We start from the raw sequence: 20,479 nt of genomic DNA, 5'->3' as shown, positions 1-20,479 counted from the left end.
GCATCGCCTCGCGATCGGTAAGCGCCCTGCCATCGCGATGACGGGGCCTCCGGCAGAAAGGGCGCGACCCCAAAAGATCAAAAGATTCCCGGGCGGCCAAGGCTCACCTGTCACTTCCGCGTCTCCTCGTCGTCACCCCGTTGACCTCTAGCGGACCGGATGCTACACCTATTCCACGCAATATGCGCAACGTCCGTTGCAACATACGCAACCGAGGTGAACCTCATGTTCGAAGCCGGCACCATCGATTCCGCCGCGGTCGCGGCCGTCCGGGAGGAGCGCGTCGACTGGCGCTTCCGCTCGGTCGCGCCCTCGCTGTCCGGTCTCACGATCGGCGAGGCCGCCGCCCGCGGCGCCAAGCTGTTCGACGACGGCTTTCTCGGCCCGTTCGTCGTTCTCGACGAAGAGGCCGTCGAACACAACCTCCGCACGATGGCGGGCTGGTGCGCCGAACGTGGGGTCGCGCTGGCCCCGCACGGCAAGACGACGATGGCGCCGCAACTGTTCGAGCGGCAGCTGAAGCACGGCTCGTGGGGCATCACCTGCGCGAACGCCGGCCACCTCAGGATCTACCGCGCATTCGGCGTTTCCCGGATCCTGCTGGCGAACCAGCTGCTCGACCCCTCGGGCCTGAAGTGGCTCGCCGCCGAACTCGACGCCGACGACGACTTCGAGTTCGTCTGCTGGGTCGACTCGGTCCGCGGTGTCGAGCTGATGACCGAAGCCCTGCGCGGCGCTCGCCGCAAGGTGGACGTCCTGGTCGAACTCGGCGCCGAGGGCGGCCGCACGGGTGTCCGCGACACCGAGACCGCTCTCGCCGTCGCCGAAGCCGCGCACGCGAGCCCGGCTCTGCGGTTGCGCGGATCCGGCGGCTACGAAGGCGCGCTTTCCCACCACACCGACGAAAAGTCGCTCCAGCTGATCAGCTCCTATGTGGATGGTCTGCGGGAACTCGTCTTCGCCTTCCACGCCAAGGGCCTGCTCGACGAGGCCGGCCGGATCATCGTCACCGGCGGCGGCAGCGCGTACTTCGACCGCGTCGCCGACGAGCTCACCAAGGACTGGGGCGGCCTGGACGTCCTGCCGATCCTGCGCAGCGGCGCCTATGTGACCCACGACGACGGCTTCTACCGGGTGATCTCGCCGTTGGGCGAGCAGCCGCGCATCGACGGCGTCGCCTCGTTCCGTCCCGCGCTGCGCGCCTGGGCGCAGGTCACGTCGAAGCCGACGGACGAACTCGCGCTGCTGACCATCGGCAAACGGGACGCCTCGTTCGACGAGGGCATGCCCGAGCCGCGCCTGATCCGCAAGGGCGACGGACCACCGTCCGCGCTCGAAGGTCATTCCATCCAGAAGATGAACGACCAGCACGCCTTTCTCACCCTGCCCGCGTCGTCGCCGGTCGAGGTCGGCGACTGGATCGCCCTCGGCCTGTCGCATCCGTGCACCGTTTTCGACAAATGGCCCCTGATCCCGGTCGTCGGCCCCGACGGCGAGACCGTGCTCGATTTCGTCCGCACCCATTTCTGAGTGTCCGCTGGTGAACCCGCGACCGCGATCGACGTCGGCAGGGCGCCGCCTGGTCACCCACGTCATGGACGCGGATAAGGCGCCCTACCACCGCGATAGCGGGGCCTTCGGCCGGGGCGGGTTCACACGTTCGGTCACCTATACAGGTCGATCTTCAGCTACGTCAACAATTTCTGATCCGTCCTCCACCGCCGCAGAGGAAGAATCGCCATGGACATCGTTGTCCGCTCCGCACTGGTCGCCGACGGCACCGGGGATCCGCTCACCAGGCACGACGTGGGCATCACCGACGGCCGGATCGCCAGTGTCGCCGAACCCGGCTCGCTCGCGGGCCGCCGCACCATCGACGCCGAAGGACTCGTGCTCGCGCCCGGGTTCATCGACATGCATTCGCATTCCGACCTTCAGCTGCTCGCCAATCCGGATCACCTCGCGAAGCTCTCCCAGGGCGTCACGACCGAGGTGCTCGGGCAGGACGGGCTCTCCTACGCGCCGGTGAACGACGACGTCCTCGCGGCGCTGCGCCAGCAGCTCGCCGGCTGGAACGACGATCCAGCGGGCTTCGACTGGAACTGGCGTTCCGTCGGCGAGTACCTCGACCGCCTCGACACGGGGGTCGCGGTCAACGCGGCCTACCTCGTGCCGCAGGGCACCGTCCGCATGCTCACCGTCGGCTGGGAGGACCGGCCCGCGTCCGAAGCCGAGATGAACGCGATGAAGGAACTCATCGCGACCGGGCTGGCCGAGGGCGCGATGGGCATGTCGTCCGGGCTCACCTACACGCCGGGCATGTACGCGACCACCGAAGAACTCGTCGAGCTGTGCCAGGTCGTCGGCGAGCGCGGTGGCTTCTACAGCCCGCACCATCGCAGCTACGGCAAGGGCGCGCTCGAGGCGTTCGGCGAGATGGTCGACGTCTCCCGCCGTTCGGGCTGCCCGCTGCACCTCGCGCACGCCACGATGAACTTCTCCGTGAACAAGGGCAAGGCGCCGGATCTGCTGGAGCTGCTCGACCGGGCGCTCGACGACGGCTGCGACATCACCCTCGACACCTATCCCTACCTTCCCGGCGCCACGTATCTTTCCGCGCTGTTGCCCAGCTGGGCCACCGAAGGCGGGCTCGACGCCACGCTGGCCCGGCTGTCCGATGTGGACACCCGCGAGCGGATCCGCGCCGAGATCGAGGAGACCGGATCCGACGGCGCCCACGGGGTGCCGATCGACTGGGAGGCCATCGAGATCAACGGTGTCCGCCGGGACGAGAACGCCCACCTCGTCGGGCATTCCGTCGCCGCGTCGGCGCAGCGAGCAGGCAGGCCGGCCGCGGAGCTGTACTTCGACGTCCTGATCTCGGAGAAGCTCGGGACGTCCTGCCTGATGCACGTCGGGCACGAGGAGAACGTCCAGGCGATCATGCGCCACCGCACGCACACCGGCGGCAGCGACGGGCTGCTCGTCGGCGCGCGGCCGCATCCCCGCGCCTGGGGCACGTTCCCGCGTTACCTCGCGCGCTACGTCCGCGAACTCGGCGTCCTCGACCTCGCCGAATGCGTCGCCCACCTCACCGGCCGCGCGGCGGACCGCCTGCGGCTGACCGACCGGGGTCTCGTCCGCGCCGGCTACGCCGCGGACCTCGTGCTGTTCGACCCGGAAACCGTCGCCGACACCGCCACGTTCGACGAGCCGCGGCAGCAGGCCGCCGGTATCCCCTATGTCTTCGTCAACGGTGTCGCCGCCATCGACGATGGTCAACCGACCGGCGCCCTCGCCGGTCATTCACTGCGGAACCCCGGGAGTGCCCGATGATCGACTGGCTCCAACACACGACGGGAGGTCTCCTGACCCTCGCCGCCGTCTCCATCGCGGTGTTGTTGTTCCTCATCATCAAAGTCAAACTCGAGCCCTTCATCGCGCTGATCGTGGTCGGCCTGCTGACCGCGCTGGCCGCGGGCCTGCCGGTCGTCCAGATCGTCGGCTCCGCGCAGAAGGCGTCGGATTCCCTGCTGGAAAAGGGTTTCGGCGGGATCCTCGGCCATATCGCCGCGATCATCGGACTCGGCACCATCCTCGGGTCCATTTTGGAGCGATCGGGCGGGGCGAAGGTGCTCACCGGCGCGCTGCTGCGGGCCATCGGTGAGAAGCGGGCCCCGCTGGCGATGGGTCTCGCGGGCTTCGTCTTCGGTATCCCGGTCTTCTTCGACATCGGTATCTTCGTGCTGGCGCCGCTGGTCTACGTCGCCGCCAAACAGGGTGGCCGCTCGCTCGTGCTGTACGCGCTGCCGTTGCTCGCCGGACTTTCGATCACGCACGCGTTCCTCCCGCCGCACCCCGGCCCGGTGGCCGCGGCCGGTCTGCTGCACGTGGAACTCGGCTGGATCATCCTGATGGGCCTGGTGTGCGGTATCCCCGCGTTCCTGGTCGGTGGTGTGCTGTATTCGACGTGGATCGGCAAGCGCGTCGACGTGCGGGTTCCCGCGGAATTCCTGGTCGCCGAGGAAGAAGGCGAGAAGGAAGCGAATCCGCCGTCGCTGGGACTGGTGCTGGCGATCATCGCCGTCCCGCTGGTCCTGATCCTCGCCGGGACGTTCGGCAGCATCTGGCTTCCCAAGAACTCCGCGCTCGCCGGTGTCGCCGCGTTCGTCGGCACCCCGGCGGTCGCGCTGACGATTTCGGTACTGCTGGCGTCGTGGCTGCTGGGCCTGCGCCGAGGCTTGACGGGCAAGGATTTGAGCGAGCTTTCGGCGAAGTCGCTGCGCCCGGTCGCGATGATCCTGCTCGTGGTCGGCGCGGGCGCGTTCTTCGGCGCCGTGCTGGCCGCGACGGGGATCGGCAAGGCCGTCGCGGGTTCCCTCGACAACGCCGGTCTCCCGGTCATCCTGGCGGCGTACGTGATCAGTTGCGGAATGCGCATCGCGCAGGGTTCGGCGACGGTCGCGATCGTGACCACGAGCGGCATCGTCGCACCGACGGTGGCGACGCTGGGCTATTCGCAGATACAGCTCGCGCTGCTGGTCGTCGCGATTTCGGCGGGTTCGATCATCGCCTCGCACGTGAACGACGGCGGTTTCTGGATCATCTCGCGGTACTTCAACATGACCGTGCCAGAGACCCTGAAAACCTGGACCGTCCTGGAAACCGTCCTTTCCGTTTCCGGTTTCGGCGTGGCAGCATTGCTCATGGCAGTGGTTTAAACCACCTGACGACTGGGAGAGATCACGATGACCGGACTGGATCGACGCACCTTCCTCGGCGCCGTCGGAGCGGCTGGACTCACCACCGTTCTCGGTTCCCACCTCGCGAACGCCTCCGAACAATCCTGCGGACCGAAGGGAACCGGGGCCATCTACGTCAGCAGCTACACCAGTTCCGGGCACGGGCTCGATGTCGCTCACCGGGACGCGGCGAGCAACGCGCTCGTCATCGACCGGACGATTCCGGGAGTCAGCAACGCCTCCTGGTTCGACATCAGCGCCGACCGCAAGACGCTCTACGTGACAAATGAGGACGAGAACGGCCAGATCTCGTCGTTCAGCCTTGCCGATCCGGCGAAACCCAAGCTGCTCAACAAGACGTCGGCCAAGGGCCAGCACCCGACCCATCTGAGCGTCCACTCGAGCCAGAAGTACGTGCTGGCCGCGAACTACAGCAGCGGCAGCGTCGTCGTCCTCCCGATCCTCGCGGGCGGGAAGCTCGGCGACGTCGTCGATCTGGCCCAGCACAAGGGCGCCGAACGTCAGGCGCACGCGCACCAGGTGGTCAACGATCCGACCGGCAGGTGGGTGCTCGCGGTCGACCTCGGCGCGGATTCGGTCTACGTCTACCAACTCGACACCACGACCGGGAAACTGACGCTGAACCAGCAGCTGAAGCTCCCGTCCGGCGCCGGGCCGCGGCATCTGGCGTTCCACCCGAACGGCAAGTACGCGTACATCCTCGGCGAGCTGCGAGCCGAGGTGACCGTCGCGGCGTGGGACCCGGCCACCGGGAAACTGTCCGCCGGACAGGTGGTCGCGGCGGTCCCGCCGATCACGCCCGGCAAGCAGTACCCGGGCGAGATCATCACGTCGAAGGACGGCCGGTTCGTCTACGCGTCGGTGCGCGGCTCGGACACGATCGCGTCGTTCGGCGTCGGCGAGGACGGGAAGTCCTTGAAACTGTTGCGCAACACGGCCGTCGGCGGCATCTATCCCCGGCACCTCACGCTCGACCCGACCGAGCGCTGGTTCTACGTCTCGAGCGACAAGTCCGGCACGCTCAGCTGGCTGCCGCGCGATCCCGGTACCGGTCTTCCGGGGGCCGTCGCCGGGAAACTGGCGCTCCCCCAGGTCAATTCCGTCTTATTCGCCTAAGGAGAAGAACCCATGAGAACTCGCGTCCTCATCGCGGGCCTCGCGACCGTCGGCCTCGTGGCGGGCTGCGCGCCGGCCCAGAACACCCCCGCCGCGAGCGGCGGTGACGAGAAGACCGGCACGATCCGCGTCTGGCTGTTCGACGAGGCCAACCGCGCGCCCAAGGAGGCGGCGGTCAAGGAGGCGATCACCGAGTTCAAGGCGGCGCATTCGGGCGTCGAGGTCGACGTCCAGTGGATTCCGGTGGAGGGCCGTGCGGACAAGTTCTCGGGCGCCTTCAACGATCCGGCGAGCGCGCCGGACGTCGCCGAGTTCGGCAACACCGACGTGTCCAGCTACGCCGCCACCGGCGCGCTGGCCGACCTGACCGGCGATCTCTCGTCGTGGAAGGAAGGGGCCGACATCCTGCCCGCGGTACTGGAGACCGCGAAGTCCGGCGGCAAGACCTACGGGCTTCCGTGGTTCACCGGCATCCGCGCGTTGTACTACCGCACGGATCTCTTCGCCGAACTCGGCCTCAAGCCGCCGGCGACGCTGGCGGAGCTGACCGAGACCGCGAAGACGATCCGCGCCAGGAAGCCGGAGCTGTACGGCATCTCCGTCGGCGGCAAGTACACCTACGCGATGCTGCCGTTCCTGTGGGCGCACGGCGGCGAGATCGCCAAGCAGGACGGCGGCAAGTGGAAGTCCACTGTGGACTCCGAGCAGGCCAAGGCCGGGGTCGCGGCGTACGCGAACCTGCTGAAGGCGGACATCTGCCCGCCCGAGCAGTGCGCCAACCTCACCGGAACGCAGAGCATCACGGCGTTCGCCGGCGGCAAGGCCGGGATGTCCATCGGCGGTGACTTCAACCGCAAGGCCGTCGAGGCCGGCCAGGTGAAGGGCAAGTACGCGATCATCCCGATCCCGGGCACCGAGGCGGGCAAGATCGCCCCGGCGTTCGCGGGCGGCAACCTGCTCGGCGTGTTCAACGCGACCAAGCGAAAGAGCCTCGCGGTCGAGTTCACCCAACTCCTCGGTGGCGCGAAGTACCAGGAGAAGATGTACGTCGCCATGGGCAACCTGCCCACCCTCGGCAGCGTCCAGCAGAAGGTCGCCGCGAGCGACCCGTCGGTCAAGCCGTTCGTCGACACGCTCACCGCGGGCACGAAGTTCGTCCCCGCCACCGCGGCGTGGTCGAAGATCGACGCCCAGAACGTCCTGCCCACCGCGATCCAGCAGATCGCGACCGGCGGCAAGGACCCCGCGGCCGCGCTGGCCGCCGCGGCCGCCGAGATGAACAAGGCGTTCGGCTAAGTGGTCACGAAAGAAATCCCCCGCACCACGGCTCCGGCCGTCCCGGCACGGCGGTCACCCCGCCGTCGCCGGGACGGGCGGGCGGCCCTGCTCTACCTGGCGCCCGGTGGCATCCTGCTGCTGGCGATGCTGGTGTACCCGATCTACCAGCTCGTCCTGATCTCGTTCTACGACTACGGCCAGCCGCAGGCGGTCGGCAACGCCCCGCTGGTGTTCCTCGGCTTCGGCAACTACGTCGAATTGCTGGAGAACCTTCAGTTCTGGGAGGTGCTGGCCAAGACCCTCGGCTTCACGGCGGTCTGCGTCGTCGGCAGTCTCGCGCTCGGGACGGGACTCGCCGTGCTGGCGACCCGGGTCCGCGCGTGGGCGCGGGTCCCGCTGTTCCTGGCGGCGCTCGCCGCGTGGGCGACGCCGGCGATGGCGGGATCGTACGTCTGGCTGTTCCTGTTCGACGCGGACTTCGGCCTGGTGAACGAGGTGCTCTCGGGCATCGGGTTCACCGGGATGGCGAACCACTCCTGGACGTTCGACACCTACAGCACGTTCGGGCTGGTGGCGGCCGAGGTCATCTGGTGCTCGTTCCCGTTCGTCATGGTGACGATGTACGCGGGGCTCAAGGGGGTGCCGGAGGAGGTCATCGAGGCCGCGTACCTCGACGGCGCGTCGACCTGGCGCACCACGTGGTCGATCACGCTGCCGATGGTGCGGCCGCTGCTGACCATCGCCACCATCCAGTCGATCATCTGGGACTTCAAGATCTTCACCCAGATCTACGTGATGACCAACGGCGGCGGCGTGGCCGGGCGCAACCTCGTGCTCAACGTCTTCGCCTATCAACAGGCCTTCGCCGGACAGGAATACGGTCTCGGCGCGGCGCTCGGAGTCGTGATGACCTTGCTGCTGCTGTCCATCACCGGGTTGTACGTCCGGTCGCAACGCCGGAGCGCGGGATGGGTGTGACGACGGGCCGCCGGGTGCGCAGGCCCGGCAGGCTGATCGCCGAGATCGTCTGCGTGGTGATCGCCGGGATGGTCGCGTTCCCGGTGTACTGGATGGTGCTTTCGGCGTTCAAGCCCACCGGGCAGATCCAGGCGGAGAACCCCCGGCCCTGGACGCTCACGCCGACCCTGGAGCATTTCGAACGGGTGCTCAGCGGCGAGGGTTTCGCGATGTTCTTCCTGAACAGCGTGATCGTGGCCGTCGTGGTGGTGGCGTTGTCGCTGCTGCTCTCGTTCCTCTCGGCGGTCGCGCTGACGCGGTTCAACTTCAAGGGCAGGACCGTGCTGCTGGTGATGGTGCTGGTGGCGCAGATGGTGCCGGTGGAGGCGCTGACCATCCCGCTGTTCTTCCTGATGCGGTCGGTCGGCGACGTCGCGCCGGCGTTCGGCACCAACCACCTCGGCTCGCTGATCCTGGTGCACCTGGCGTTCAGCCTGCCGTTCGCGATCTGGATGCTGCGCGGCTTCGTCGCCGCGGTGCCGCAGGAGCTGGAAGAAGCGTCGAAGATCGACGGAGCGAGCAGGATGCGGTTCACCTGGCAGATCCTCTTCCCGCTGGTGGCGCCCGGCCTGGTGGCGATCAGCGTACTGGCGTTCATCCACGCCTGGAACGACTTCCTGTTCGCGAAGACGTTCATCATCTCCAACACCGAGAACCAGACGCTCCCGCTGGCGATCCTGGTGTTCTTCAAACCGGAGGACACCGACTGGGGCGCGGTGATGGCGGGTTCGACGTTGATGACCATCCCGGTGCTGGTGTTCTTCATTCTCGTGCAACGACGACTCGTGTCCGTCATGGGCGGCGCGGTGAAGGGCTGACATGCCTGGCTTCGAAACCTTGCTCCCCCGTCCCGTCTCGGTGGAACCCTTGCCGGGACACTGCCCAGTACCGTCCGAAGTGGACGTGCGCTGTGACGATCTGCTGCCCGCCGAGGGCTATCGGCTGGAGATCGATCCGTCCGGCGTGACACTGCACGCGGCTGACGCGGCAGGCGAGTTCTACGGCCGTCAGACCCTTCGGCAGCTGATCGGACCGGACGCGTTCCGGGCCGCGTCGATCCACAGTGGACAGCAGACTATTCCGTGCGGCGTGGTCACCGACCACCCGCGGTTCGGCTGGCGCGGCTGTTTACTGGACGTGGCAAGGCACTTCCGGACCAAGGCCGAGGTGCTGCGGTTCATCGACCTGATCGCCGCGCACAAGCTCAACGTGCTCAACCTGCACCTGACCGACGATCAGGGCTGGCGGATCGAGATCCCCGAGTCCCCCAGGCTGACCGAGGTCGGCGGCTGGCGGAAGTCGTCCATGGTCGGGCGGCACGACGGTCCGGAACGGGACGGGCGTCCGCACGGCGGGTTCTACTCGGCCGACGATCTCCGCGAGATCGTCGCGTACGCCGCGGCGCGTTCGGTGACGGTGGTCCCGGAGGTCGACATCCCCGGCCACGCCAGGGCCGCGATCACCGCGTACCCCGAGCTCGGCCCGGAAACCGGCGAGCCGTGGGAGGTGTGGACGAGCTGGGGTATCAGCACGTCGCTGCTGAACACGGAGAAGTCCACTGTGGACTTCTTCAAGCGGGTCTTCGACCACGTGCTGGAGATCTTCCCGTCCGAGGTCATCGCGCTCGGCGGTGACGAAGTACCCGGCGCGACCGAGGAACACGGCCGGTTCGTCCGTGAGATCGCGCGGCACCTGGTCGATCGGGGGCGTCGTCCGCTCGGCTGGGACGAAGTGCTCGAAGCGGGCGACCTTCCGCCGATGGTCATCGGCTCGTGGCAGAGCGAGGCGGCCGGTGCCCGCGCGGCGGCCGCGGGCCACGACGTCGTCATGTGCCCCGAGGAGCACGTGTACCTGGACCACCGGCAGTCCGACCACCCCGATGAACCGATCCCCGTCGGGTACCTGAGCACGCTGGAGAGCTTCTACGGCTACGAGCCGGTGCCCGCCGATTTTCCCGAGGGGAAGTCGATCCTCGGCGCGCAGGCGCAGGTGTGGTCGGAGCATCTCGACACCGCGCGGCGGGTGGATTACGTCACCTTCCCGCGCCTGTGCGCCTTCGCGGAGGTGGCGTGGAGCGATCCGGACGGGCGGGACTACGCGGAGTTCCTGCCGCGTTTGCGGGACCACCACCTGCCGCGACTGGACGCGCTGGGCGTCGAGTACCGGCCGCTCGACGGGCCGCATCCCTGGCAGACGCGGCCTGGAGTTCCGGGGCGGCCGCGGCAGCGGTAAGCACGTGGGCTCGGCGCCCGCATTAAGCGCGTGAAGGCCCCCTTCCCCTTCGGCTGACCCAAGGGGAAGGGGGCCTTCACGCGCGGCCGCTGTGCCTGCTGTGGTCGCTGGTGCACCTGACCCAACGATAAGCCCAGCCAAATCCAGTAGGTACTTGAGGCGCTCTTGGCCCTGACCCCGGATCGCCACTCACGGCCGCGGCATTCCGGTCGGGGCACGCCGGTCCTCTCGGTGACCGTGTGGATTTCGGGGCATCTGACGTCCCGAAATCCACACGGTCCGCGCACCCGAAGTGTATGAGGTCCCCTTCCTTGCGGCAGGTGCAGGGAAGCGGGCCATCATGGGGTGATGAGTGATCAGTCCGCACGGTGGGTCGACGCCACCCAGCTTCCTGAAGAACTCGTAGCACTCATCGACACCCTCCGCCCTGGCGAGGACGTGCTCATCACGCGGAACGGCGAGACGATCGGAACGATTTCCGGCGCTGTCCGCGAAGAACCGGTGCGTTCGGCGGACTCCGACGGCATCACGGTCGTGGCGACCGCTATGAAGCTGTCGGCGGCGGCCAGGGATTCGCTGTCCGAGCGGCTCGGCCCCGGCTACCTCGTCCTGGACTTGCGCTCGGCTCCCCCGAGCGTCGACGTCCTGCTGGTCCCGCCGGGCAGCCCGCAGTTGATCGGCAACTTCCGTGCGCTGTACCCGAAGGCGCGGATCGTGATCACGGAGATCGAAGACGCTGAGCTCGGGGTCAAGTATGAGGGCCCGGTACGCCGTCTTCTCGACGCCGGCGCGGAGGCCTATCTCCCGTCGAGCACGATCCCGCGGCTGGCGGAGCAACTGGACCGGACCATGTCCCGGCTGAACCAGCTCACCGGTGACACGTCGGTTCCCCTGACCATCGAAGCGCCAGGAGGCCGCGCGCTCGAGTGATCAGCGAGAATCGAAGTCGCCGATGTTCAACCAGCCCACGTGCTCGTCCCAGCTGTCCCAGAAGACCTGCTTCTCGGCAGCCCGGTAGCGATGCCGGTATCCCATCAGCTCGCCACAATCAAAGCTCTCCTCGGCGAGATCGGGCGTGCCGAACACTTCGAGGAACTCGTCACGGGAGCGCAGGTACCCGAAGTGGGCGAGGAGACCACGCCCGGCGCCGTACAACGCGAACCCGGAGACCATCCCGTCGACGATCCGGCAGCTGAACTTGCCGGAAAAGTGAACGATTCCCTCGGTTTCGACGACGCTCTCGACCACCTCTTCACGCGAGAGGGGCTCCCCCTCCGCGCCGTAGTACTCCGTGGCCCGGCCGCTTCCGGCGATCACGCGGTGGACGATCGGCGAGAGCGTGACCTCGATGACGCTGTCGCGGGCGACGGTATCGGCGGCCTTCGCCCCATAACGGACACCGGCGAGGCTCAGGCCGCGCGGATCGACATCCGGCCGGGTGAGGACGTCCAGATCGTCGAGTATCTCGATCACCCGATGAAGCGTAGTACCGGCGGCCAGGCGACCTCGACGAACCGCGGCCGGTAGATCCGCGCGTCCTCGAAGTTGTCGCCGTGGTCGAGGCTGTTCACGTTGTACGACACCGTGAGCTTCCCGGGACGGCTCAGCTGCGGATGCGCTGTCGCGTCGTAGACGATGCGCCGGTCGCCGGCTTCGGGTGCCCGGTGGAGAACGACGGGATCGCCGAACGGGCCGGTCGGCGAACTCGCGGTGTAGGCGAGCATCACCGGGCTGAAGCCGGGGCTGGTGTCCATGGTGATCAGCACGTATTCGCCGCCGACACGGGTCACCGAGAACGCCGTCCCGATCCCGGACAGCATCCGGACCGAGTGCTCCTCGTGGGACGACCAACCGGCGCCGGTCCAGAACTGCCAAGGTCCGCGAAGGTTCCCGACGGGCACCCTGGCGAGCCGGAGATGGCCTTGTTCGGCACCGTAGAGGTAGGTGTACCCGCCGTCTTCGAGCAGCTCCGATCCCCACGCGACCTTCTCGCTCACCGGGATCACCAGCAGCTCGGACGGCGTCAGCGCGGGCAACCGGAACGTGGCCAGCGACGTCCCGGTGCTCCGGAAATCGAGGCCGCCTGGCCCCGTTGTCTCGTACCGGTTGTAGAGCACCCGCAGGACATCGCCCTCGACGACTCCGTCGCCGACCCAGTAGTGCTCACCCGAACCCGCGAGCCCGATCAATGCCTCCGGCTCGTCCGCGGTTCCGCCGTGCAGCGTCTCCCCCAGCGTGCCGTCCGGACGCTGGACGACCAGGGTGTTGCGGGCGATCGGGCTGTCCCGGGGGCGGCTGTGGTCGGGGTTCACCGTGCCGAGGAACGTGTCCGAGAACAGCCACGCGGTACGGCCGTCGGGCAGCGGCACCGACACCGTGCGATCCCCGCCGGTCCAGTGGCCGCCCTGGTCGCCGTAGTCGTTCCAGAGCTCGTTCAGACCGGCGACGGGAGCCACCGGCGGCGGCGCGGACGCGATCCCGCTGCTCGCCACCACGGCGCTGAACAGCAACGCGGCCGGTACGAGAATCCTCGACGCCCGGCGCATCGGCTCATGCTAGAGGCGCCGAGGATTTTGTACGACCCTTGTGCGCCAGGTGATTACCGTCCGCGGGATGTCCTGGAAACTGCTTTCCGTGGCCTTGCTCGCCGCCGTCGCGTGCACCGGGTTCACGACGGCCGAAGCCGCCTCGAAGACCTACTACGTCGACCAGGTCTCCGGTAATGACACCGCGAGCGGCACTTCGCAGCAGACCCCGTGGAAGTCACTGGCGAAAGTCTCCGCCACCACGTTCGCGGCGGGCGACACCGTTCTGTTGCGTCGCGGAGGTGCCTGGTCCGGCGGCCTCACCGTCAAGGGTTCGGGTGTCACGATCGGCGCGTATGGCACCGGGGCGCGGCCGGTCGTCAAGGGCAACGCCGAGGCGTGTGTCGATCTTCCCGGGAACGACACCGTGGTGAAGGACCTGCAGATCGGCGTCGCGGCCGACGCGGGACGCTGCTCCTGGGCCGGGGTGAAGGTGTCCAGTGACCGCAACAAGGTGCTGTCGAACCTGATCACGGGCGCCGGCGCGGGCGTGTACATCGCGCCGTCGGCCGAGGGCACCGAGGTCACGCAGAACGACCTCGTCGACAACGACCACATGACCGTCGTGACGCCGGGCGGCAACGACGACGTCGACGGCAACCCGGTCTTCGCCGGCGCGCGGGTCGATGCGGGCGCCTACGAGTTCCAGGGCTAGACGTCCGTGAAGGCCTCCTTCCCTACCTTGAGCGTAGGGAAGGAGGCCTTCACGGACTTACGAGCGTCAGTTGTAGATGCGCTGCATGGCGCCCGCCGCGACGAGCCCGTTGGCCCACAGCGAGTTCACCCGCGAGACCTCCTGGGCGTTCGGCTTCGCGTTGGTGCAGGACGGGCCGGGGCCGCCGCCGGACATCAGCTCGGAGCACGGACCCTGGTAGTTGTCCGGCAGGCCGAGCGCGTGGCCGGTCTCGTGCGCGGCGATCCGCGTCTGGTCGTACTCCCGCGCCTGCGTGTAGTCGATGAAGATCGTGCCGCGGCCGTGGCCGTCGGTCTCGGCGTACGAACCCGAGGGGTCGTTGCCTTCGGTGTAGCGCAGGGTGGCGCCCGACGAGCTCTCCTGCAGCTTCACGTTCGACACCGAGTTGTTCCAGTTCGCCACGCCCGCCTGGATGGCGGCGCGGAAGCTGGGCGCTCCCGAGGCGTCGTAGTAGACCGTGGTCGCCGCCGCGGTCTGCTGAGCAGGCTGAACCGCCGCCGTGGCCTGACCGGCGGTGACCGGGACGGCCAGCAGCGCCAAGCTCACCGACGCGGAGACGAAGAACTTCCTTGCCATGGACCCACTCCTTGTGAGGACAACGGAATGGTTCGTGAATTTAGGAGTCCCGGCCGAGGCTTGGCACCAACTTTCGTCGCTTCTACCAGCTGGTGATTTACCAACACTTTCGCTCTATTGACATGCACGTGTTCGCATACGACTATGTTCGGCCACCCTCGTTCAGGGCCGCAGCACGAGCTTGCCCGAAGTCGCTCGCGCTTCGAGGTTCGCGAGCGCGTGCTCGATCAGGACGCCGAGATGCAGTCCGATCACGTGGATCTGATGCCGGAAGTTCAAGTCCCGGTTCGTGATCGCGACCTCGCCCCCGGCGACACCGTAGACCACGACGCGTCCGGTGACCCGCTTGGCGGCGGCGAGACCGGCGGCGAACGTGGTCCCGCCGACCGATTCGAGCACGAGATCCACCTCCCCCGTCTCCTCGCCGTAACCGACCGCGCGGTCGGCGCCCAGCACCCGGACCGAGTCGTGCTTGTCCGGCGACGCGGCACCGATGACGGTCGCCCCGTAATGCTTGGCCAGCCGGACCGCGGCCTGACCGACCCCGCCTGCCGCCGCGTCCACCCGCACGGTCTCACCGGCGGCCAGCCTGCCCAGCGACTTGAGCGCGGCGAGCGCCGTGACCCAGTTCAGGATCAGCCCGATCGCCTGGTCGTCCGACCAGCCTTCGGGTACCGGGACCGCGCGGCCGCGGACATGACCATGTACTCGGCGAAGGCCCCGACACCGGTCCCGACGACGTGGTCGCCGATGACAGGCGCGGTCACCCCCTCCCCCGCGGCGGTGACCTTCAGCAGGATCTCGCCTGGTCCCGGCACCGGAACGGGTGCGTCGGTGATCAAATGAAGGTCTTCGGGACCGTTCGAGGAGCTCTGTCGCAGCGCGCGCATCGAAGTCATGTCCGCACGCTAAATCCCTCACATTTGCGTGCGGGTCAAGTCGCGGAGGTACGCGTCGAGGGCGTCGCGATCGCTGGTCATGAGCGCGATCCGGCGATCGAGCACTTCCCACTGCCGCGCGACCTCGCCGATCATGTACTCGCACGGCTCCTTCGGCCGGACTTCCCCTCGTCCGTCGAGGTACGGGAGGACTTCGCGGATCCGCAGGACCGCCTCGACCGAGCCTTCGCAGAAGTCGCGGTAGCCGTTGCCTTCCCGCCTGGGCTGATCAAGCCCTCTTCCTCGTAATAGCGCAGCGCCCGGACACTGACCCCGGTCTTCCGCGCGAGTTCGCCGATCTTCACGATGCCCAAGGTAGCCCGCGAGTCGACGTATAGGCCGTTATACGGTTTTCGGTTTGTACCAGACCTCGGGGCGGCCGACCTGGCCGTAGCGGGGCTCACGCTGGGCGAGGCCGTTGTCGGCGAGGTATTCGAGGTAACGGCGTGCGGTGACGCGGGAGGCGCCGATCGCGGTCGCGGCCGCTCCGGCGGAGAGGCCGTCCGCGGCCGAGGCGAGGACTTCGGTGATCGCATCCAGGGTCTGCGCGCTCATCCCCTTCGGCAGGACTTGCCGCTCGGTGGTGCGCAGGGTGCCGAGCGCGCGGTCGATCTCGGCCTGCCCGGTCACCTCACCCGATGCGCCGTGGAACTCGGCGTAGCGCTCGAGTTTCTCCCGCAGCGAGGCGAAAGTGAACGGTTTCAGCAGGTACTGCACCACGCCGACCGACACGGCGGCCTTCACCAGCGCCAGATCCCGCGCCGAGGTCACCGCGATGACGTCGATCGGGAGCCCGGCCGCGCGCAGCGACCGGCAGACGGCGAGACCGTGCGTGTCCGGGAGATAGAAGTCCAGCAGCACCAGATCGACCGGTTCGCGTTCGCAGAACCGCAGGGCGTCTCCGCCGGAGTGGACGACGCCGGACACGGTGAAGCCGGGCATCCGCTCGACGTACACGCGGTGCGCGTCGGCGGCCACCGGTTCGTCCTCGACGACCAGCACCTTGATCATCGTGTCGGCTCCTTCGGCGGCAAACACACGGTGAACACCGCGCCCTCGTCGCGGCCGACGTCGATCGTCCCACTGTGCCGTCGCACCGCCTGACCCACCAGTGCCAGTCCGAGCCCGTGGCCGTCCTCCGGTTTGGTGGACCAGCCGCGCCGGAAGACGTCCTCGACGTCTTCCACGCCGGGGCCGGTGTCGGCGACCCGCAGCAGCAGCCCCTCGGCGTCGGACCGCACGGTGACCTCGACGCCGGGCCGCCCGCCTTCGCCGGCGTTCCCCGCCGCCGCGTCGATGCCGTTGTCGATCAGGTTGCCGAGGATGGTCACCAGATCCCGCGGCGGGACGCCGGTGTCCGCGTCCTCCATGACGGTGTCGGGCGTGATCGTGAACTCGACGCCGCGCTCGCTCGCCTCCGCCGCCTTGCCGAGCAGCAGCGCCGCGAGCACCGGTTCGGCGACCGCGCCGACCACGCGGTCGGTGAGTTCCTGCGCCAGCGCGAGTTCTTCGGTCGCGAACTCGACGGCCTGTTCGGGGCGGCCGATCTCGACCAGCGAAACGACGGTGTGGAGCCGGTTCGCCGCCTCGTGCGCCTGCGACCGCAGCGCCTCGGCCAGGCCGCGCACGGTGGTCAGTTCCCCGGTCAGCGCCTGGAGTTCCGTGTGGTCGCGCAGGATCACCACGGTGCCCATCGCCTTACCGCGCGAGCGCACCGGCGACGTGCTGACGACGAGCACCCTGGCCTCGGTGAGATGGAGCTCGTCGGTGCGCTCCTCCCCCGAGGTGAACGCTTCGACGAGATCTTCGGGAATGTCCAATGAGGACAGTTCGCGGCCCACCGGATCGTCGGTGACACCCAGCAGCGCGCGGGCTCCGTCGTTGCACAGCACCACCCGCCCGTCACCGCCGACGAGCAGCAGCCCCTCGCGCACGGAATGCAGGACGGCTTCGTGGTACTCGAACAGGTTGCTCAGTTCCTCGGGCGCGATCCCCCTGGTCTGCCGCCGGAGCCGGGCGCTGACCAGGTAGCTGCCGATCCCGCCGACCACCAGTACCGCCACCGCGACCCCGATCAGCGGCCACAGGCGTTCCCGCAGTTCGGCGTCGATCGCTTCGACGGTGATGCCGACCGACACCAGCGCGACGACCTGTCCGGCGGCACCGTGCACCGGCACCACGACGCGTTCGGACGGCCCGAGCGAGCCGGCGTAGGTCTCGAGCACCCGGCCGCCGCGTTGCGCCTCGCCGATGTTGCCGATGAACGGCTGCCCGATCAGGTCCGGATTCGGATGCGTGTAGCGGATCCCGTTCTTGTCCATGATGGTCACGAAATCCACCTGCGTGTCCGCTCGGACACTCTGCGCGAACGGCTGCAACGTCGCGGTGGGCTCCGATGTGGACAGTGCGGCCAGCACGCCCGGCGCGTCCGCCACCGACTCGGCGACCGCGGTCACCTTGTCCCGCGCCCGGTCTTCGGTGGCCCGCACCGAATCGAGATAGGCGAAGGCCACCCCCGCCGCGACGAGCACGAAGAGCACGACGAGCTGCAGAATCAGCAGCTGGCGGGCGAGGCTGCCGCGCCTGGTCCGGATCCGCGTCGTCGAGGGCACCCGCTCATACCAGCACACCGCTCCCGGGGCCGCTCAGCGCGCCCGGCCGGAATTCCCCGGAAACCGCTCGCGCGAACTCAATGAACACAACCGTGACCCAGCTCACCTGGCCGGGTGATAGTGACCGGCGATCCCACGGAGACCCCTGAGCTGGAGGCAAAGGTGCCTACAACGCCGGAAGCGGCGCCACGACGTCGCGACAAGATGCATTACCTGTACCTGGCCGTGATCGCGGCGGTGGTCCTCGGCGTCATCGTCGGGTTCGCCGCGCCGGGTCTGGCCAAGGAACTCAAACCGCTCGGCACGGGCTTCGTCAACCTGATCAAGATGATGATCTCCCCCATCATCTTCTGCACCATCGTGCTCGGCATCGGATCGGTGGCGAAGGCCGCGAAGGTCGGCAAGGTCGGGCTGCTGTCGCTCGGCTACTTCCTGATGATGTCGACGTTCGCGCTCGCGATCGGCCTCGTCGTCGGCAACCTCCTGCACCCGGGTGAGGGCCTGCACCTCGACCCCGCCGCCGCGGCGAAGGCGCACAAACAGGCCGAGGGCGGCGAAGGCACCGTCGACTTCCTGATGGGCATCATCCCCACCAGCTTCGGTTCCGCCTTCACCGAAGGCCAGGTGCTGCAGACGCTGCTGGTCGCGCTGCTCGCCGGGTTCGCCGTCCAGAAGCTGGGCACCAAGGGCGAACCGATCCGCCGCGGTATCGAGCACATCCAGCGGCTGGTGTTCCGGATCCTCGCGATGATCATGTGGGCGGCCCCGGTGGGCGCGTTCGGCGCGATCGCCGCGGTGGTCGGGGAAACCGGCTGGGGCGCGCTGCGCAGCCTCGCCGTCATCATGATCGGCTTCTACTTGACCTGCCTGGTCTTCGTGTTCGGCGTGCTCGGCTCGGTGCTGTGGCTCGGCGCGCGGATCAACATCTTCACCCTGCTGCGCTATCTCGGCCGCGAATTCCTGCTGATCCTGTCGACCTCGTCGTCCGAATCGGCCCTGCCTCGCCTGATCGCGAAGATGGAGCACCTCGGGGTCAGCAAGCCGGTCGTCGGCATCACCGTGCCCACCGGGTACTCGTTCAACCTCGACGGCACGGCCATCTACCTGACCATGGCGACGCTGTTCATCGCCAGCGCGCAGGACCAGCCGCTGGGCGTCGGCGAACAGATCTCGTTGCTGCTGTTCATGATCATCGCGTCGAAGGGCGCGGCGGGCGTGAGCGGCGCCGGGATCGCCACCCTCGCCGGCGGACTCCAGTCGCACCGGCCGGAACTGGTCGACGGCGTCGGATTCATCCTCGGCATCGACCGGTTCATGTCCGAGGCCCGCGCGCTGACCAACTTCGCGGGCAACGCCGTCGCGACTGTCCTGGTCGGCACGTGGACCAAGGAATTCGACCGCGACCAGGCCAACCTGGTCTTCAGCGGCCAGGCCCCGTTCGACGAAGCCACCCTGATCGACGATCACGCCTCGGATCCCCACGAGGACAGTGACGGAGACAGGGAGAAGGCCGTGGCACGCGTTTAGCGCACGGCAAGAACCGAAACCGCGGTGCGAGGGTCCCCCGTCCTCGCACCGCGGTTCTTCGTTTCTGGGAAACTCACCGGTATGCCGGACGCCATCGACCGTTACGTGGTCTCGCGGTACTCCAAGCTGCTGCACGGCAACTTCGCCGGGATGATGAGCGACCCCGAACGCGAGGTTTTCCTGCGCGACCTGGTCGAGGACGCGCGGAGCATCACCGACGACGAACTCGGCGACCTGCTCGCGGCCGACTGGAGGCCGCGGATCACGGCGGCCTGGCTGATCGGCGTCGCCCGCCGCACCGCCTGGCGCGGGCGTATCCGGGAGCTGCTGCTGGAGAGCGGACTGGTCTTCGCCGGGCAGGGCTACTGTTTCGCGCTCGCCCGGTTCGGCACGATCGCCGACGCCGAGATCCTCGTGTCCTATCTGGACCATTACCTCGCGCGGCCGGATCTGCGCTACGACCAGGAGTGGGCGCTCGCGGCCCTGCACCACATCGACGCCGACCTCACGACCGCGTACACGTCACGCTATCTGCGGCCGGGCGGGCTCTGGGAAAGCTGGTCCGTGAAGAACAGCACGGACCTGCCGTTCCAGAGGATGTACTTCGACCTGTTGTGCTCGCACGTCCAGCGCGCCGTGCACGCGGCAGGCGTCAGGCGCTGACCTTCTCGTCGTAGACCACGCGGGACGCGGCGATCGAGTCGCGGTGGCGCTCGGCCCAGCTCAGCAAGCCGCTCAGCGACGCATAGAGTTCTTTCGCCATCGGCGTGGCCTCGTATTCCACCTTCGGCGGCACCGTGGGGTACACGGTGCGCACGAGCAGGCCGTCACGTTCGAGGTTCCGCAACGTCAGCGTGAGCATCCGCCTGCTGATCCCCTCCACCGACCGCTCGAGTTCGGTGAACCGCACGGGACCGCGCGTGGCCTCCAGCAGGATGCCGATCGCCCACTTGCCGCTGATCCGGTTGATCACCTCGAGCACGGTGCACACCTCGAGTTTTTCCGGATCGACGACCGTGGCCTGCGCGGTCACATCGGTGTTCCCCTGGGACATGAAAGTGCCTCCTTCCGGCGAGGAACAGAGTCACACAAGATGGGCGCTGTTACAAGTGATGCACCAAAGCATCACCTGGGGAACTCT

General features: G+C 68.1%; 21 protein-coding genes. 12 read left to right on the top strand and 9 right to left on the bottom strand.

Going from position 1 to position 20,479, the window contains the following annotated elements; translation table 11 throughout:
- Positions 1–225 precede the first annotated feature (225 nt).
- The 9 genes from AC069H_RS39760 to AC069H_RS39720 all read left to right on the top strand — a co-directional run bounded on the left by AC069H_RS39760 (position 226) and on the right by AC069H_RS39720 (position 11,336).
- The gene (locus AC069H_RS39760; protein ID WP_478235759.1) at positions 226–1,530 is read left to right on the top strand and encodes an amino acid deaminase; all 1,305 of its coding nucleotides are present in this window, start codon (positions 226–228) and stop codon (positions 1,528–1,530) included.
- Positions 1,531–1,740: 210 nt separating this feature from the next.
- Positions 1,741–3,336 (top strand): N-acyl-D-amino-acid deacylase family protein, encoded by a 1,596-nt coding sequence (locus tag AC069H_RS39755; protein ID WP_478235758.1) that lies wholly within the window; start codon positions 1,741–1,743, stop codon positions 3,334–3,336.
- Entirely contained in the window at positions 3,333–4,721 is a 1,389-nt protein-coding gene (locus tag AC069H_RS39750; protein WP_478235757.1) for a GntP family permease, read from the top strand. Before AC069H_RS39755 ends, AC069H_RS39750 begins: the two co-directional genes overlap by 4 nt.
- A 27-nt stretch (positions 4,722–4,748) precedes the next feature.
- Entirely contained in the window at positions 4,749–5,879 is a 1,131-nt protein-coding gene (locus AC069H_RS39745) for a lactonase family protein (RefSeq protein WP_478235756.1), read from the top strand.
- 12 nt (positions 5,880–5,891) lie between these two features.
- The gene (locus tag AC069H_RS39740) at positions 5,892–7,175 is read left to right on the top strand and encodes an extracellular solute-binding protein (protein ID WP_478235755.1); all 1,284 of its coding nucleotides are present in this window, start codon (positions 5,892–5,894) and stop codon (positions 7,173–7,175) included.
- Positions 7,176–8,135 (top strand): carbohydrate ABC transporter permease, encoded by a 960-nt coding sequence (locus tag AC069H_RS39735; RefSeq protein ID WP_016335409.1) that lies wholly within the window; start codon positions 7,176–7,178, stop codon positions 8,133–8,135.
- Complete coding sequence (locus AC069H_RS39730) at positions 8,126–8,992, top strand: carbohydrate ABC transporter permease (RefSeq protein ID WP_016335410.1); 867 nt, start codon at positions 8,126–8,128, stop codon at positions 8,990–8,992. The genes AC069H_RS39735 and AC069H_RS39730 overlap by 10 nt, the downstream gene beginning before the upstream one ends.
- 1 nt (position 8,993) lies before the next feature.
- Positions 8,994–10,406 (top strand): beta-N-acetylhexosaminidase, encoded by a 1,413-nt coding sequence (locus AC069H_RS39725; protein ID WP_478235754.1) that lies wholly within the window; start codon positions 8,994–8,996, stop codon positions 10,404–10,406.
- A 348-nt stretch (positions 10,407–10,754) separates the two neighbouring features.
- Positions 10,755–11,336 carry a hypothetical protein gene (locus AC069H_RS39720; RefSeq protein WP_478235753.1) on the top strand — a complete coding sequence of 194 codons (582 nt, stop codon included), beginning with the start codon at positions 10,755–10,757 and terminating at the stop codon, positions 11,334–11,336.
- On the opposite strand, the gene AC069H_RS39715 is transcribed toward AC069H_RS39720, so the two are convergent.
- Together AC069H_RS39715 and AC069H_RS39710 are read right to left on the bottom strand one after the other, a co-directional pair.
- On the bottom strand, positions 11,337–11,879 hold the full coding sequence (locus AC069H_RS39715) for a hypothetical protein (RefSeq protein WP_478229373.1): 543 nt from the start codon (positions 11,877–11,879) through the stop codon (positions 11,337–11,339).
- On the bottom strand, positions 11,876–12,952 hold the full coding sequence (locus AC069H_RS39710; RefSeq protein WP_478235752.1) for a DUF5005 domain-containing protein: 1,077 nt from the start codon (positions 12,950–12,952) through the stop codon (positions 11,876–11,878). Before AC069H_RS39710 ends, AC069H_RS39715 begins: the two co-directional genes overlap by 4 nt.
- A gap of 67 nt (positions 12,953–13,019) precedes the next feature.
- Here AC069H_RS39710 and AC069H_RS39705 point away from each other — a divergent pair, with 67 nt between their 5' ends.
- Positions 13,020–13,646, top strand: coding sequence for a hypothetical protein (locus AC069H_RS39705; protein WP_478235751.1), 627 nt, complete (start codon positions 13,020–13,022; stop codon positions 13,644–13,646).
- Positions 13,647–13,712: 66 nt separating this feature from the next.
- Here AC069H_RS39705 and AC069H_RS39700 read toward each other — a convergent pair whose 3' ends face one another.
- The 6 genes from AC069H_RS39700 to AC069H_RS39675 form a co-directional block, all read right to left on the bottom strand.
- Positions 13,713–14,261: a snapalysin family zinc-dependent metalloprotease gene (locus AC069H_RS39700; RefSeq protein ID WP_340688345.1), complete on the bottom strand. Its 549-nt coding sequence runs from the start codon at positions 14,259–14,261 to the stop codon at positions 13,713–13,715.
- Between the two features lie 162 nt (positions 14,262–14,423).
- Positions 14,424–14,831, bottom strand: coding sequence for a zinc-binding dehydrogenase (locus AC069H_RS39695; protein ID WP_478235750.1), 408 nt, complete (start codon positions 14,829–14,831; stop codon positions 14,424–14,426).
- A gap of 65 nt (positions 14,832–14,896) precedes the next feature.
- On the bottom strand, positions 14,897–15,160 hold the full coding sequence (locus tag AC069H_RS39690) for a hypothetical protein (RefSeq protein ID WP_478235749.1): 264 nt from the start codon (positions 15,158–15,160) through the stop codon (positions 14,897–14,899).
- A gap of 131 nt (positions 15,161–15,291) precedes the next feature.
- Entirely contained in the window at positions 15,292–15,504 is a 213-nt protein-coding gene (locus tag AC069H_RS39685; protein ID WP_478235748.1) for a MerR family DNA-binding transcriptional regulator, read from the bottom strand.
- A 37-nt stretch (positions 15,505–15,541) separates the two neighbouring features.
- Positions 15,542–16,210, bottom strand: coding sequence for a response regulator (locus AC069H_RS39680; protein ID WP_478235747.1), 669 nt, complete (start codon positions 16,208–16,210; stop codon positions 15,542–15,544).
- Positions 16,207–17,811: an ATP-binding protein gene (locus tag AC069H_RS39675; protein WP_478235746.1), complete on the bottom strand. Its 1,605-nt coding sequence runs from the start codon at positions 17,809–17,811 to the stop codon at positions 16,207–16,209. Before AC069H_RS39675 ends, AC069H_RS39680 begins: the two co-directional genes overlap by 4 nt.
- Before the next feature lie 204 nt (positions 17,812–18,015).
- Here AC069H_RS39675 and AC069H_RS39670 point away from each other — a divergent pair, with 204 nt between their 5' ends.
- Together AC069H_RS39670 and AC069H_RS39665 are read left to right on the top strand one after the other, a co-directional pair.
- Positions 18,016–19,338, top strand: a complete 1,323-nt coding sequence (locus AC069H_RS39670) for a cation:dicarboxylate symporter family transporter (RefSeq protein ID WP_478235771.1) — start codon at positions 18,016–18,018, stop codon at positions 19,336–19,338.
- A gap of 81 nt (positions 19,339–19,419) precedes the next feature.
- Complete coding sequence (locus tag AC069H_RS39665; RefSeq protein WP_478229367.1) at positions 19,420–20,001, top strand: DUF6000 family protein; 582 nt, start codon at positions 19,420–19,422, stop codon at positions 19,999–20,001.
- Here the strand turns inward: AC069H_RS39665 and AC069H_RS39660 are convergent.
- The gene (locus AC069H_RS39660) at positions 19,991–20,392 is read right to left on the bottom strand and encodes a winged helix-turn-helix transcriptional regulator (RefSeq protein WP_478235745.1); all 402 of its coding nucleotides are present in this window, start codon (positions 20,390–20,392) and stop codon (positions 19,991–19,993) included. The two genes, AC069H_RS39665 and AC069H_RS39660, sit on opposite strands and share 11 nt — an antisense overlap.
- Between the last annotated feature and the right edge of the window lie 87 nt (positions 20,393–20,479).

It is taken from the genome of Amycolatopsis sp. NPDC043887 (assembly GCF_056435665.1).
This window is presented reverse-complemented; position numbering and strand designations above follow the sequence as displayed.

What these genes read in the sequence shown, in the direction of transcription:
- AC069H_RS39760 (WP_478235759.1), top strand. Translation starts at nt 226, where the DNA reads ATGTTCGAAGCCGGCACCATCGATTCCGCCGCGGTCGCGGCCGTCCGG.
- AC069H_RS39755 (WP_478235758.1), top strand. Translation starts at nt 1,741, where the DNA reads ATGGACATCGTTGTCCGCTCCGCACTGGTCGCCGACGGCACCGGGGAT.
- AC069H_RS39750 (WP_478235757.1), top strand. Translation starts at nt 3,333, where the DNA reads ATGATCGACTGGCTCCAACACACGACGGGAGGTCTCCTGACCCTCGCC.
- AC069H_RS39745 (WP_478235756.1), top strand. Translation starts at nt 4,749, where the DNA reads ATGACCGGACTGGATCGACGCACCTTCCTCGGCGCCGTCGGAGCGGCT.
- AC069H_RS39740 (WP_478235755.1), top strand. Translation starts at nt 5,892, where the DNA reads ATGAGAACTCGCGTCCTCATCGCGGGCCTCGCGACCGTCGGCCTCGTG.
- AC069H_RS39730 (WP_016335410.1), top strand. Translation starts at nt 8,126, where the DNA reads ATGGGTGTGACGACGGGCCGCCGGGTGCGCAGGCCCGGCAGGCTGATC.
- AC069H_RS39725 (WP_478235754.1), top strand. Translation starts at nt 8,994, where the DNA reads ATGCCTGGCTTCGAAACCTTGCTCCCCCGTCCCGTCTCGGTGGAACCC.
- AC069H_RS39720 (WP_478235753.1), top strand. Translation starts at nt 10,755, where the DNA reads ATGAGTGATCAGTCCGCACGGTGGGTCGACGCCACCCAGCTTCCTGAA.
- AC069H_RS39710 (WP_478235752.1), bottom strand. Translation starts at nt 12,952, where the DNA reads ATGCGCCGGGCGTCGAGGATTCTCGTACCGGCCGCGTTGCTGTTCAGC.
- AC069H_RS39705 (WP_478235751.1), top strand. Translation starts at nt 13,020, where the DNA reads ATGTCCTGGAAACTGCTTTCCGTGGCCTTGCTCGCCGCCGTCGCGTGC.
- AC069H_RS39700 (WP_340688345.1), bottom strand. Translation starts at nt 14,261, where the DNA reads ATGGCAAGGAAGTTCTTCGTCTCCGCGTCGGTGAGCTTGGCGCTGCTG.
- AC069H_RS39690 (WP_478235749.1), bottom strand. Translation starts at nt 15,160, where the DNA reads ATGACTTCGATGCGCGCGCTGCGACAGAGCTCCTCGAACGGTCCCGAA.
- AC069H_RS39680 (WP_478235747.1), bottom strand. Translation starts at nt 16,210, where the DNA reads ATGATCAAGGTGCTGGTCGTCGAGGACGAACCGGTGGCCGCCGACGCG.
- AC069H_RS39670 (WP_478235771.1), top strand. Translation starts at nt 18,016, where the DNA reads ATGCATTACCTGTACCTGGCCGTGATCGCGGCGGTGGTCCTCGGCGTC.
- AC069H_RS39665 (WP_478229367.1), top strand. Translation starts at nt 19,420, where the DNA reads ATGCCGGACGCCATCGACCGTTACGTGGTCTCGCGGTACTCCAAGCTG.
- AC069H_RS39660 (WP_478235745.1), bottom strand. Translation starts at nt 20,392, where the DNA reads ATGTCCCAGGGGAACACCGATGTGACCGCGCAGGCCACGGTCGTCGAT.